The sequence below is a fragment of the Dyadobacter sp. CY347 genome, from assembly GCF_021502655.1.
Lineage (GTDB): Bacteria > Bacteroidota > Bacteroidia > Cytophagales > Spirosomataceae > Dyadobacter.
In genome coordinates this window covers 302482-317845 of record NZ_JAKFFT010000007.1, presented here as the reverse complement: position 1 = coordinate 317845, position 15364 = coordinate 302482, and the positions used below count along the sequence as shown (strand labels likewise).

Sequence of the window (15364 nt, the reverse complement as noted above, 5' to 3'; positions counted from 1 at the left end):
TAAAAAGAGCAGCGGGGGTTGAGCAGATACCTTTCGGGAAAATCGGTTAAGTCTAAACCGGTTTAACTCAACTCCAAAACTGTTCTGCAAATGCGACGCTCGGGTTTGTTACTGATTGGCCTCTGTTTCTGCTGCTGTGCCCATTTGCGGGCGCAGGACAGCCCCAAAAACAAGCAGGTTCAGCTTTCGGGAGGGCTTAATGCCTATGCCGGGCTGTACACGTCCAGCGGCATCGCCGGGCGCAACCAACCTAATCCGTTTGGACTGAGCGGGGCCGTAACATTAACGCTTCCGGGCGGCATTTCTTTGCCGTTTTCGGCTGTGCTGGGCAACCAGGGCACGAGTTTCCGTCAGCCTTTCAACCAGTTTGGGGTAAGCCCTACTTATAAATGGGCCACAGCGCATGCCGGTTACCGCAATGTGTCGTTCTCACCGTTCACGCTTGCAGGTCATACATTTCTGGGTGGGGGCGTCGAGCTGAATCCCGGAATGTTACGAATAGGCGCTGTATACGGGCGTTTTAACAAAGCCATTTCTTCGACACTTTCCGATCCCGATATTATTCCTTCGTTCAAACGCACGGGTTATGCGGTGAAAGTGGGTTATGGCAAGCCAGGCAACTATGTGGACCTCGTTATGCTCCGGGCTCGGGACGACACCAATTCCATCGACCGGGTACAGATGTCTCCCGAAAAGTACACCACCCCAGCCGAAAACATGGTGATCGGCCTTACTTCAAGGCTGCTTTTGATTAAACACATTCTCGTTGAAGCGGACCTGGCGGCGAGTTCCTATACACGTGACCTGTCTGCGTCTGAGGTTGCGGCTGAGGGTAAAAATCCGATGTTCCGGCTTGTTGGCAAGCTTATCACGCCCAGGCTTTCTACCCAGCTCACGCAGGCGACGCAGGCGGCTTTGGGTTACCAGAGCAAATGGGGATCAGTCAAATTTCAATACAAACGCATTGATCCCAACTTCCAGACCATGGGCGCTTATTATTTTCAAAGTGATATCCAAAGCTATACGGGCAATGTAACATTGAATTTGCTGAAAGGAAAAGCCAGGCTGGCGGGCAGTTTTGGCAAGCAGTTTGACAATTTAGCCCAAAATAAAAACGCGCGTACAGGCCGCTCCGTAGGTTCCATGATGGTTTCCTTAAACCCCGACCCTACCCTCGGTTTCGACCTTTCCCTTTCCAATTACGGACTGAGCCAGCGTGCGGGAATCCGGCCGCTGATTGATACGCTCCGCATTGCGCAAAACAATTTGTCAGCAACTGCTAATGTCCGTTACTCCATTTTTGACAAAGATTTTTCCCACATTTTCACCCTTACCGGCTCCCATCAGCAGCTGTCCGACCTGAATGCTAATACGGCCGTGCAAACTGAAAACAATAGTCAGAATGCCAATCTGGGCTATTTCCTGCAAGCCAGTCAAAGCGGTTTTGGGGCGAATCTGATGCTTTCCTACACGCAGACGAGCCTGCCGCAAACATTACCCGGAGCCGCCGAGCAGAAGGTTAAATTCTACGGCCCCACACTTGGGACGAATTATAGTTTTCTAAAAAAGAAACTCAGCACTTCGCTCAACTTTTCCTATTTGTTCAACCAGCAGTTTGGCGAAACAGGAAAAGTATTAACTGCCTCCATGAATGCAGGTTACCAGCTTGCAAAAAGACAAAGCCTGAACATTATGTTCAATTATCTCAATTCGAACACGGGCATTCAAACAGAAAAATTCAACGAACTCAGAGGAAATATCGGCTATGGAATTTCATTCTAAAAAATATAGCGCTTTCACAGAAAGGAGCATTCGCTTCGGGATGATGCTATTCCTTTGTCTGGCATTTCATGCCGGTTTTGGTCAAAATCAGATCCGCATTACCACCAATGTTCTGCCACCTTACAGTCCTTACATTCAGGATTATCCGGGCACGGGCAACCGCGTTCAGGTGTTTATTTCCAATCTCTCGGGCCGGGCATTGTCGGTACGGCTTTTGGGAAAACTGGAAGGCGATAATGGTGTGGTCATCCGTACGTCGCAGAATTACCGCCCTTTGCGTCCGCTGGAACTGCGGCCAACGGATGTGAACAGAATGATCACGAGGGCTGAACTGGAAGGACTTTTTGACCTGAATCAAATTGAAGTGCAAGGGTTGAACAAAGATCAGCTTTACCGGGGCTTACCGCTTCCGGAAGGCAACTATCAGCTTTGCGTTCAGGCATTTGACAATGCGACCACCCGCCCGTTGTCCGCCGAATTCCCTATGGGTTGCAGCGGATTGATCCCCGTTCGCATCATTGAGCCGCCCATATTAATCTCGCCGATGGCCGATGAAGAAATCGCCGTTAAAATACCGCAAACACAACTTTTTACATGGTCGGCGCCGGTAGGAATATTGCCCAACCAAGTGGAATACAGCATCCGGATCGTGGAACTGCCCGAAACCAATGTTGATCCTAACGTATATATAGATGCGATGGTGTTGCCGAGGTCTGGCGTGGAGGTGAACAATCTCCGAACAACGACATTTTTATACAGTCCGCAGCAACCGCCTTTGCAAAAAGGAAAGCGTTACGCATGGCGCGTGCAAGCTAAACCAATCGGACAAAGGTTCAATTTCCTGAACGACGGAAAAAGCCCGGTTCAATCATTCACTTACGGGCAGCAAATGCCGCTGGGGCTTGATTTGGAATACATTACCATTACCAGTCCGGCGGCGAAACGCAATCCAAGCATCGAAGTGGGCAGTAATAATCCGTTTCTGGTCACCTGGAAGCTGGATGACGAATTTGAAAAAACACTGAGAAAAGCATTTGAAGCCCAGCCCAAAAAGACCATTGTAGAGCAGTTTCCAGAACTTAATTATCGCGTAGTGATCAAAACGGACGAGAAAAGGGGACAAGGCACCGTGGTTCTGGACCGGCTTGTAAGGGGCGAACAACTTAGCCTGGAAAAATCGGAACTGCCGGCAAACATGCCGACCGGAAAAAATTATCAGGTGCAGGTTGAATTGCAGGGCATGTCGGATGTGAGAAGAAAACGCGCACAGCTGGGTGAAGCGCTTTTGATCTCAAAACCAAGGTCTTTTGCATTGATTGAAAAGAACATAGGAAATGAAGCAGATAGCCTCACGATCCGGGGAGTACTGGCTTACCGTTTCCCGGGAGAAAGCGGCACGCCGCACATTCTTCCGAATACACAGGTTATGCTCATGAAAATTTTCCCGAACAGGTTCCGGGCCACAGTTGCTTACGGAAAATCCGATGCTTTGGGAAACTATACTATCAAAATCCTGAAAACCTCGATCCAGGGCCTGGGCGACTCAACTGTTTACACACGCTTTATGGTCGATCCGGTCAACCCGTTTATTCAGCGGCTTGCTGAGCCGGGATACTATCAAACCAAGAATGATCACACATTCGAGGTGTCCAGCGCCGAGCAAAAAGGCTATGAGGTTCAGGGAATTACCTGGCTGGCAACCGGCTACAACCTGGACGTGACGGCGAAGATTTCTTATAAAAACTGGCCAGGCATCCCGGGCATAAACCTGGAAGGAAAACACCTCGTCATTTACAGACAACCAGGTATTGCCAAGGATTTTGACAAATACAGGCTGCCATTTGAAGGCACGGGGTACAAAAAGTCGCAGGAGGCCACAGTTACAACGGTGCAGGCCGGGACAAACAGCGGTTACCAGCCCATCGGTGGCATCAGTAATCAGTTGAATCCGAATATAAGTGCTTTGGCAGACGGACCAGGAGGCTCCGGAAACGCTAAATCGGGTGAAGCTGCGTTGCGTTTACAGGTGATGGCTGACCTCGAAAAAAAGGGTTATCAGTTCATCAGCATGGTCGCATTGAACAAGAAGGATACGGAATACGGCGCAATGATCGACAACCTCGTTTATGGCGGCGTTTCCTATGATGCCTACCAGATCTATTGCCCGGATTGTGGCCTCTCGCCTGATGACGCCGATCCTATTATCAAAACAAAACCTTACGAAAACCTGCCAGAAACGCCTGCGCGCATTGAAAAATACACTTATAACATTCAAACTGACGAAGCTCCTACCATGACTTTCACCGGAAAGCTTACTTACAAGTTTGCAGACGCGGGTAAGGAAGGCGCACAAGTGAAGGCATTGCCCAACACGCAGGTTCGTTTGCAAGTGGTGTACAAAGCAGCAGGTTCGGATAAAACTACATTCGGCGCCAGCTACGGCAATTATGCCGAGTTCTCGGAATTCCATCACGATTTCAGCCAGACCCTCGATACCAAAGTGACGGGCTCCGACGGTTCTTTCACATTCACTGTAAAGATGACCAAACCCATGGAATTGGGAGTGCTTCCTCCTACAACAGAAACTGGCCAGGGAGAATTCAAGATGCCGTCCGTAACCTACATCCGAGGCATCCGCGTCGTGGTGGACAATCCCTATTATGCAAGCCCGACGGAAACATTTGGCATTCAAAAAGAGCAGGTTATGAAACCACAGGGGTCCTATGATTTCGGGCCCGTAACAGCAGTGGCCAGAAGCTATACACTTATTGCCCAAGCCAAATCGGATACCACCGGGGTATCAAAGGTGAAAGAACAAAAAGCAGGCATCCAAAATAACCTGTCTGGCATTAAGGTGTCTGTGCTGCGCCTGGCCAAAGACACCGAAAAACTACCCGGCCCCGACCGCCGGCCACCGGCAGATGAAGGGGAAGGCGCAAAAACGACTAAAATTTTGAAAATGAAGAAATTTAAGGTGATCGCAACGACCGAGACCAATGCAGAAGGAATCGCCAGGTTCCCGAGAATGGTCATGTCAAACGGCGAGGCCGATGCTTATTTTCTTTCAACCGAAGCGTCCGTGGACGGAATAAATAACTATCAGCTGGTTTCGCTCAAACGGATTACCGTCAGCGAAAAATGGGGATCAACATTCTCTCCGTATGCCACGCAGGAGGAAATACAGCGGTCGGAAAAAGCAGGTAAAACGGAGTACAATGGCACCAAGATCGATTGTAAAACGGTTTGGGAATTGTCACACATGGACAACCCCAATTTCCCCACAACCTGGACCCCTTACGGCAGTTACAGCAATGAAGACTATGAAAAAATGGTTGTTACCCAGCATTCGCCGGAATACCGCTGGGTGAGCCACCTCGCTGATTGTAAAACGGTTAACAATTACTGGCTCGGCGAGAAGCTGCATGATGTAAAAGTAAATGACAAGGTGCTGCTCCCCCAATCCTACTACGATCCCGTATTTGCAGACCAGTACAAAACATTCGAATCAGACCCGGTCATCCGCCACCTGAATCCCGGCAACCCCACTGTGAATGTGCGGGTTGTGGACCAATCAAATCCAACGCAGGGTATCAAAAACGCAGTTGTGGATTTGTTTTATTTCGAAAAAGGAAAAAACGTTACAACACAGCATACGCAGTTTACTGGTGAAGATGGCTGGATCCTGACGCCATTTATGCTCAAACCAGGCAACAGCGCAATCATGCGCATCAAAGCAGAAGGTTACGTTTACATTTCCGGGACAAAAACGGCGAAGGATGCAAATGTGATCTATATCGGCGACGTGCTATTAGGCCAGAACAGTTACTACGACCGCGTCTTAATGGAGCCCAATACAGTCATTACCGGCAGGGCAATCGACATTGATGCCATTCAAAAATCAACCGTGGATGTGTCCGGCAATGTGACTGTGGACGTGAAAGATGCTGCCACTAAGACGACAACAGCAAAAACGACTGTTGGTAAAAATGCCGCAAGTGGCAACATCAGTTCCGTACCGGTACAAACGCAGCCTTACAACCAGATCGTCGGCAGCTCAGACCCGTCGCTGGAAGCATATGCCCAGGCCGACGATGGCAATATGGTGAAGACAAAATTTGAGGACGGCACCTGGAAATATTCGCTCAAAACTCCTTCCACTGCTTCTCAACTGAAAATTTTCCCCGTCAACATCAGCTATTTTGGTGAGGAGCGAAACATTAAGACGCAGCTTCCCAAACCAGTCCTACAATCAAACAAGTACACCATCAACGCAGGCGACATTAACATTTATGAACGGGATCACCGCATCATATTCAAGCTGCAGGATGAAACAACCAAAAAGGGAGTTCCCAATGCATATGTGCGGCTTTTTGGTAAAAAATCGAAAGGTTTTGAATTTGGTGCAAGTGAAGCCGATGGCATCGTGGAAACGCGATTCAAAAACGTTTCGATTGACAATCTGTTTGTAGAGATCGCTGCGCCGGGTTATGTGACCAGGACAGTGGCTGTCAATAATAGTGAATCCAAAACAGCCGAAACCAAAGTCATCGTGCTGCAACCGGCCAGGACGGTCAATGGAGTTGTAGTGGTCAACACAGGCAAGGGAACGGAAATCCCGTTGGAAGGAGCCGAAGTGTATGTTGCGTCGGGTGGCAATGCGCCCGTGAAATACAGCACGGTCACGGGTAAAGACGGTTCGTTTTCAATGGATGTAGCCAAAAGCCTGGATGGCAGCTCTATCTATATTGAAGCAATTTTTAACCCAAAAAATGCCGCCAATCCGCCATTGCCTGCGGGCACTACATACGTGGGAGCGGGAAGCAAATTGCTTATGCCGCAGCAATCCGGCCAGTCATTGAAACTTACTGTAACGGCTTTTGATAAATTCAAAATCGCATCGCTATGGGGCTTTCCGGTCACTATCGAAAAAATTGATCCGAAAACGATGGCGGTTACGGGAGAAATTGACTTGTCGGACAGTGGTTTAGGGCCATTTGCCATTATCGATAAAAATGTACGGGTGCGTTTTGAGAATGTGGCTTTCAAGGCTGATCCTCAAAATCCAGGTGTTGGCATTCCGGTTGAAGAAACCGTAGCACTTGAAACGAATGTACTAAACAATCTTCTTTACCATACGACCCCGGAAGTTGACATTAAAAAGACCAAGTATAACATTAAACTTTCCTCCCCGGAAGGGCTGCTTTTCAAACTCAAAATCGTAAGGACGCCCGGCACGTCAACCGGCAAGATCATGGCCAAAGCACAGGTGCTCGACAACTCCTTCAACTTCTCGTCCAACCTGCTGTATTACGACAAAGGCCAGTTCTTCCTCTACGACCCTGAGGTTTCGGGACAGCCAGCGAACAAGCCGATGGTTACTGCATTCGACGCGGCGAAAAGTAACATTAAATGGACGAATTTCGGGATCTGCCAGTCAAACGGAAAACCCATGACATTGAGGCTGCTTGACTTTCAAGCAGTAAGCAAGCTGGAAGGCTCGCGTCTGATCGGCGACGAAATCCACCTCAATCCCGTCATGACCTGTCCTATTAAAAATGCCCAACCGGAAAAACTGGAAGTAACGATCGGCGACTTGGTTTTGAAAAACAACACCGTGGATGTAAAAACGGGCGAAACGCCGCTCACTTTCCCGCTGGCCGGCAAATGGAGCGTAGAGATCCGCGACTGGAAGCTGGATTACAAGAAGGGTGGGTTTTATTCCAAATCAGGCGTTGTAAAAACCGGAAAGGTGGATATTCCGATTACGGAGTTCAACTTACGAAGCGATTTTTATCACCTGCTTGTAAATCCAAATGGCAATTTCGACCTGGCGGGCGTGGCCAAAATGAACCTGATAGGCGAGCCGTATTTTGCATTTGATCCGCAAACGGGGTCGGATATGAAAGGGCATTGGGCTATGGTAGTGGTGCCAAAGGACGGTAAGCCAGCCGCTCAGCTTCCTGCGGGTGCTGTTCCGGGCCTTTCAAAGGAAATGGATTTTGAAACATTATCCCTCCTGGACAATGGTGAAGATGTGGTTTCATTTGGCTCAGGCAGCAAGGCGTTCCGGTTTTTTAACATCATCGACGTGCGCCCAACCACCATTGAAACCGGCGCCGATTACTTTGCATTCGATGCGGGGATGTCCAATGCTATTCCAAATGCGCCGCAGGATGTTTCAATGCGATTTATTTATTCCAAACCACAGGGCACTGTGAAACTGAAAACCGTTGTCCCTGGCGGATACAAGCTGCAAACCAAAGGTTACCTCAATTTTGAGGCTGGCCAGCATATTGCTGCGGACAAAAGCCAGTCCACTGCCATCTTCTTCGGAGAAGGTGTGATCGCCATGCGGGGTAAGGTAGAGGAACCAGATAAGCTAAAACTGGATAATGTTCTTTTGGTACACAACAAAAATGAAACGCACATTACCCACGGCCGCAACATAGATCTGACCGATCCGGCCACATTGACTAAATGGAGCGAAAACCTCTCCGACCTCACGGATCCGGCAAAAGATGAAGTGAATTATAATGAAGGTGGTGATTTCAAAAGGCTCAGTGTAGGGCTTGGCGGCAATAACCTTAGTAAAGTGTTTGTTCACCAATCTGTAACCAACAAGCAATGGGAGCTGCTCAAATTTTCCGGATTGCCGCAGGGTTTTTCCAAAATGCTGGGAGAAGATGAGAAAAACCGTCTTGCGTTTACTGCCTATGGTGAGATCAAAGCCGAAGGTCAAAAGATCAAGCTCGATGGGATTGATACGGGCCTCGGCGGGCTGAGCCTGGTGTATGATCACGAGAAAAAACGGTTAACAGGCTCTATGCAGCTTTCGAACATTCCGGTTCCACCTACCATGACTTTCATGAATGGCATGGCGCAGGTAAGGCTGGACGGCAACGGATTTTACCTGGTTGCAACCGGCGAATTGCAGAATGTGCCGCTCATCGTGCTGGTTACCATGCGTGCCGGGTTAATGCTGGGCGTGTACAACAGCAATGATCTTGGGGAAGCGCAGCAGGTGCTTTTCACAAACAGCCACCGCAAAGCGTTACCCTGCTCGTTCGACGGTTTCAAAGGGATTTATGCGATCGGCGAAGTGCCTGTTCCTTTGATCAAATCCTTTAATTACGAGATGTCCTTACCAGGCGTAGGCGGTTACAAAGTGGGAATGGATGCCTTCGTGGACGGTTATGTGTTTAGTAATTACAGCAATGGCGCATTCACAACAGGCACAGGATTGGGCATTGGCGCACATGCTTATGCATATGGAAGCATACTTTCCCTGAGCGCGGGCGGTGAAATTCACGTCAGTGGCGGTGTGGACGGCACATTAACCGTCGACCCGGGAGCGAAAAGTGTTTCGGTTGAAATGAATTCAAGAATCGGTGCCGGATTTTCAGTGACATTAACGGAAGACCTGACCGGTGCTACAACCGGCACATCCGCTGATTTCTGTCTGACATTGGCAGGCAAGGCTCAATATAAAATTGGAAGCAGTCCCGATCTCTCCATCACACCCGGCTGCATGTTTACAGCGTGCACAGGCGGCTGCACAGTAACAGAACAATAATCAATTTCTGATATGAAAAATATATTATACAAAGCGCTGATAATGATTTGCTTGTACCCAGTTGCATTGCAAGCGCAAAAACCGCAAGCCGCTGCTGGTCCGTACGGAGTGTTTATCCAGATTGACAAATTGTTGCATGGACCGCAATATGTGGTGGAGCGGCTGGAAACCGGCAAAGCAACGGCCAAACCGGATTGGCAACCCGTATGCACCACCGACAAAGGCCCGATCAGCGCAAGAGACCTTGTTGCCCGGCTTACATTGCTTTCTGCTAAAAACCCCATGTATGAAATTCCGGACGATTCACTTACCGCATTGCTATATACGCGCTATCGGAATGCCTCACATGTAGATTCTTTGGGTGCGTACGGCGAAAATCCGCAGTATCTGGAAGCATTAGGGCTCGGTTTCCTGGATACGGATGTAATGCAGGGCAAGCGTTATGATTACCGGGTCCGCGCATTGGAATCGCGGGAAGGGGTTTTTTATAATCCAGGGACAGTTTCAGTGCCTGGTTCAAAACTCGCTACAACTGCCATGGCTGTCAGTCAAAATGCGAATGGGCAGGTTGTTAACATTCAATATTTACTAAAAAAACCCAATCCTTACATTGCCGGCGCGCGCGTTTTGCGGGCAACTTACGGTCAGACCGATTTTGCGGAATGCGGTGCGGAATGGGGTTTTAGAAAAGGGAAAAAAGATTCGCTTTTCCTCGTTGTTACCGATCCGAATGTGCGCCGGAAGATGCTTTATTCTTATGTTGTTTATCTCAAAGATTTTTTGGGGAACGAAAGCGGCGCGTCGGACACGGTTACCATTGCCAATCTTCGCCCGCAAGAAGAAATCCCTGTTATTCATTACATTAACACTGTTTCCCATGAGGCCGAAAATGCCATTGCCGTTTCCTGGAAGCTTTCTTCGACCAAAGATCTTCGTTCGGTTGAGATCTGGCGCAGCGAAAAATTTGATGTGGGTTTTCAACAAATCGGCATAGCAACTCCTACCGATACGGTTTATTATGACAACCGTGTGGAGCCGGTGCAGGGATATTATTACCAAATCCGGCTGAATGGGACTTACGAAACTTCCGGAGAGTCGGTCAAAGTTTCGGGAATGCTGAAAGCGAGTCGGCCAGCATTAGTGGCGCCTACCCATTTTCAGCTGAAAACATCCAGTGACACGCTCACATTCCGCTGGCAACCGGCTGATTTTGATACACATGGCTATTACATTTATTTCGCCGCTGGGCAAACCGATTCGTTGCAACGCTATTCGGACATTATTCTGGCTGGTAAGGATCTAAAATATCAGGTTCCTGTTAAGAAGCTCGCTTTGGGCACCGGTTACCGGTGGGCTGTCGTGGCTGTTAACACAAGCTACAATATGGGACCCATGAGCGAGATCCTCTATTCGCAACCCCTATTTCCCGAGCGTCTCGCCACACCCATTAACCCCGAAATGATTCCTCAGTATGACCGCGCGTTGCTGGTTTGGGAAAATATGAGATCCATTGACCCCTACATTTTAGGTTATATCATTGAAAGAAAGGCGGCTAATGAAAAAGCATTCAAAGAAATTTACCGGCAAAAAGATGAAGATAACAACCGTAACAACTTCGCAGACAGCACGGTAAAACAAGGTGTTCGATACATTTATCGCATTAAGGCTTACGGTCTGAATGAAAAATTAAGCGGCCCCAGCACCGAAATCGAATATTTCAAACCCCTGGACGCGGTGCTGCCCGTTTACGGTCTGAATGTGCTCTCAACAGACAAAGGCGTGCGGGTAAGCTGGGATGCTCCACTAAAAAACCCGGAGAAATTTTTGATTTACCGCTTCACAGAAAAAACCGAAAAGCCAAGGCTGATCGCATCAGCATTAGGAACGCAAAATGCGTTCATCGATCGCGAGGCGGCACCGGGCGTCGGCTACTATTATCATGTGGTAGCCGTAGAAGCCGATAACCGTGAAAGTGCCGCAACGGACCCGGTAAAAGTTGATTGGAAATAAAAACTGGCACTATCTCACTTCCTGAACAATGAAAAATCGAACATTATATCATCCTTTTTTACTTCTCGTGCTTTGCATCAGCAATGTGCTGCTTCTGCCAAAAACCAGCCTTGCGCAGCGCGCTATGTTACGGGCCGATGTGGTTTCGTATCAGCAGGTGGACCTGTCCTGGGACCGGCTTCCTTCCTCGGTAGAAGTGTTTGTGGTTGAGCGCAAAGAAGATGGTTTTGGCCAGCGCTTTACTGCGATTTCAGGTAATTTATCCGGAACCACATTCTCGTATCAGGACAAAACCGTGCAAGAAAACCGGACTTACGTTTACCGGGTAACGGCCACATGCGATAAATCCTGCGGCGGTGAGCTGAATGAAGTCCGTGTCACAACGCCTATTGCCCCGCCCGCAACCCCGGGCAACCTTGAAGCATTCTACATTTCGGGCCGCGGAATAGCCATAACCTGGCAGGGAAATAACAGCGACGGCGTTACTTTTCTGCTGGAACGCTCTGAGAATGGCGGTGGATTTAATTTACTGACGCGGGTTCCGTACAGCAGGTCACTCAGCCACAATGACGGAACCACAACCGCAGGCAACAACTATTGTTATCGGGTAAAAGCGGTAAATGCTGGTGGAGAATCGGGTTACTCGAATGAGAGCTGCGTAACCCGGGCCGTTCCCAAACCAGCAGCGCCATCGAGACTTGCCGCAACGGTTGCCAATGCCCGGCAAATCAATCTGACATGGTCGGATAATGCTGATAATGAGGCTGGATTTGAGATTGAGCGTTCGCAGGATGGCAGTAATTTCTCCAAGATCAGTGATGCGGGCGCAAATGCGACGTCTTACGAGGATAATGGCGTCAATCCCAAAACAAAATATTGGTATCGGGTTTTAGCGAGGAATGGCGGCGGAACTTCGGATTATTCCAATGTGGCCGATGCTACAACGCCCGACATTGCACCCAATGCGCCACAAAGACTGAGCGCTACACCGGTTTCTAATACACAAATTGACCTTACTTGGGGAGATGTTTCTGAAAACGAGACAGAATTTGAGTTGCAGCGGTCATCGGACGGAAACAATTTCAGCAAGCTGACAGACTTACCTGCTAACACGACGAGCTATTCCAATACGGGCCTTCCCACATTAACCAAATTTTGGTACAGGATTCTGGCCAAAAATGCGATCGGGAGCTCGGGATTTTCGAATGTGGCTGAAGCAACTACATTTGATGTTCCGCCCGGCGCACCTACCAGTCTGAGTGCCAAAACCATTTCCAGCAGCCAGATTAACCTTGCCTGGAAAGACCAGGCAACGAATGAAGCCAGATTTGAGTTGGAACGTTCAACAGACGGCACGAGCTTCTCCAAAATCGCTGATATTAACGCAAATACTACCACCTACGAAAATATCGGACTCCAACCGGCGACCCGATACTGGTATCGCGTGCGGTCGGTGAATGGCTCAGGCCCGTCCATTTTTTCCAATATTGCGGATGCTACCACATTGGATGTTACGCCAAATGCACCGGGAAGGCTGAGCGCCACAACGATCAGTTACGACCAGATCAATCTGGAATGGGAAGATGTTTCGGGTAATGAAACGGGTTTTCAGCTCGAACGCTCAACTAATGGCACAACATTCACCAAAATTGCCGACCTGGGTGCGAATGTGAAGAGTTATCAGAACAAAGATCTCAGCTCGGAGACCAAATACTATTTCAGGATCCGGGCCGTGAATGCTATCGGGCCTTCTGGATACAGCAATGTTGCGGATGCAACCACGCGCAAAGCACCGATTCCCGATAAGCCCAAAAACCTCACGGCAACGCCCGTTGACTACGATCTCGTGCAGCTGAAATGGGCCACGTTATCCTCCAATGCAACAACTGTTATCATTGAGCGCTCCCGAAAACCCAATGCCGATTTCAAACAGATTGGCAGCCAGGCAGCCAACACAACCCAGTTCCCCGACCGTGAGATTTTGGATGTGTACGATTATTATTATCGGATTAAAGCAGTCAACAGCGCAGGCGCCTCACCTTATAGCGACGTTGTGAAAGTGGCTGCCAGTCAAATCATTACGGGCACCGAGCCGCAAGCGCAGGAAAATCTGATTTATATACACGAAAAGACCTTGCACGTAACATTAAAGCACCCGGTTTCAGGGAAGATGACCTTGTATAACACCCGCGGCGCGGCAGTAAAAACAGCAAGTTTGACCCAAAACATGACCTTAGACCTATCCTTGCTCCCCGTGGGCATTTATATCGCCGTCCTGGATGCTGAAAAGACATTGATCAAACAAAAAGTATTGCTCTATTAAACATGAAAAAGAACCTGTATCTGATCGCATTATTGCTTTTTGCTGCCTGCCAGCCCAAAAAAGTAGAACCGGCCGACATTGGGCGGATCTGGAAGGCGAAATCTGTAAAGGAAAATGGCGCAGCGGTTTTTACGGAAGGAAATGCCGGAAACACCAAACCCGGCTACGCCCGCTTCCGCCTAGACCTGACAAGTAAGGAACAGGTCCGTTTTACAGACGTCGATGGCCGCACATTATCCGGACAATGGTCCCTTTCCCCCGACAACAACCGCCTCATCCTCGAAAACCTCTCCCCACCCCCAACCGGATCAGCCGGTAACATTGAATTTTACATCACCGAAAAACCCACGCAGGACAGGCTGTTACTAAAACGGACGAATGAAAGCCGGAAGACCGGGAATACGGTAAATGAGTATGAGCTTGTTCCGGAGTGAATGTGGCCGGTTTCTCAACGGTCGTTATGCTCTGAACCGCTTGAAATTTAAATCAAAAAAGTAATGTAAAGCGACTCTTGGGCGTGTTAAAAAACCTGTTGCCGTAAATACTGAATTAAGATTTATAAAGTGCGCTATATCCAGACAAATTCTGCGCTTAAAACTAATTCCTCCCTGAAAACCGAGAAAATCTGATCGGTAACCGTGAGATACGCCGCTGTAATGAAAACCGATGTATGGGCGCAATGTGCCTGCCCCGAAATGACTTCCTACGGCCACTTCCAATGTTCTTAGCACGACTTGCTTATAGGCATTAAAATCGTATCTAACCAGTAGATTAGGCGTCAGGAACAAATTAACCTTAATATATCTATTCTGAAATTTGCGTGGAAAATTTATCCTCACTCCCAGACCATAGCTAAATTTATTGTTTAATGTAATGCCTGATTCTTTCCAGTTTTCCAAACCGGCATTGATGTCCAGATCGTAAGTTATTGGCATTTCACGAGATAGAGACACGTTACTATTATCTGAAATAACATGATCTAATTTTTCAATATATTCCTTCAAATGTTTTTCCTGGTAAAGAGGAAGGAGCTCGTTGAAATTGTCCAGGCCGGACGTGAATGTAAGGAGCTGATTCCGATACTCATCAATCAAAAGAAGGTGCAGTTTATTGTCAATCACTTTATGATAATCATAATTAATAAGCTCTTTCAACTGCCCATTCCACTCTATAAAGTAATGTGATTGTTCGAGAGAATTTAAGAAAAGGTAAAGTGAAGCACTTTTCCCCTTTACAACCTCTTTTAAAAACAACTGAACTGAATCAACCGCTTCCAGCGATGGCGTTACCACATAACGTCTGGTAGAGCTAATGTTTAGAAGACCAATCTTTTTGCTCTTGTAAATTTCGTTTGTTTCAACAATATTAAAACCCTGTAAATCAGCAGCTGAAAAATTCTGTAATGAACCGCTAACAGCCTTGAATTTAATCGTCTGGGGGCTTTCCGCCCAATCTTCATTCTTGATCACACCACGAATCGTATCGCCTTGAATAGTAATCAAATAACCCTCTGAGAACTTCCCCTGAGCCACAGACATTGCGTGGGTTGAAAGTAATAAAACAATTAAAATATTTGAGAAAAGTTGAGTAGTGCGTGTGATTTGCTTTTTCATAGTAATGTGATTTGAATTGTTAGAAATGATTTATTTGTGGTTAGTTATTTGATATTTGTTCTT

The 15364-nt window shown here is 48.1% G+C and carries 6 protein-coding genes; 5 read left to right on the top strand and 1 reads right to left on the bottom strand.

All coding sequences use genetic code 11. The features are described from left to right. The first annotated feature begins 90 nt into the window (after positions 1-90). The 5 genes from L0659_RS17015 to L0659_RS16995 are packed head-to-tail and all read left to right on the top strand — an operon-like array spanning position 91 to position 14122. On the top strand, positions 91-1782 hold the full coding sequence (locus tag L0659_RS17015; protein ID WP_235127819.1) for a hypothetical protein: 1692 nt from the start codon (positions 91-93) through the stop codon (positions 1780-1782). After that, positions 1766-9355, top strand: coding sequence for a hypothetical protein (locus L0659_RS17010; RefSeq protein WP_235127818.1), 7590 nt, complete (start codon positions 1766-1768; stop codon positions 9353-9355). Before L0659_RS17015 ends, L0659_RS17010 begins: the two co-directional genes overlap by 17 nt. Before the next feature lie 12 nt (positions 9356-9367). Continuing rightward, the gene (locus L0659_RS17005; RefSeq protein WP_235127817.1) at positions 9368-11365 is read left to right on the top strand and encodes a hypothetical protein; all 1998 of its coding nucleotides are present in this window, start codon (positions 9368-9370) and stop codon (positions 11363-11365) included. Between the two features lie 28 nt (positions 11366-11393). Then, positions 11394-13688, top strand: a complete 2295-nt coding sequence (locus L0659_RS17000; protein WP_235127816.1) for a fibronectin type III domain-containing protein — start codon at positions 11394-11396, stop codon at positions 13686-13688. 2 nt (positions 13689-13690) lie between these two features. Continuing rightward, positions 13691-14122 (top strand): hypothetical protein, encoded by a 432-nt coding sequence (locus tag L0659_RS16995; RefSeq protein WP_235127815.1) that lies wholly within the window; start codon positions 13691-13693, stop codon positions 14120-14122. Positions 14123-14146: 24 nt separating this feature from the next. Here L0659_RS16995 and L0659_RS16990 read toward each other — a convergent pair whose 3' ends face one another. After that, positions 14147-15301 (bottom strand): hypothetical protein, encoded by a 1155-nt coding sequence (locus tag L0659_RS16990; RefSeq protein ID WP_235127814.1) that lies wholly within the window; start codon positions 15299-15301, stop codon positions 14147-14149. Positions 15302-15364 lie beyond the last annotated feature (63 nt).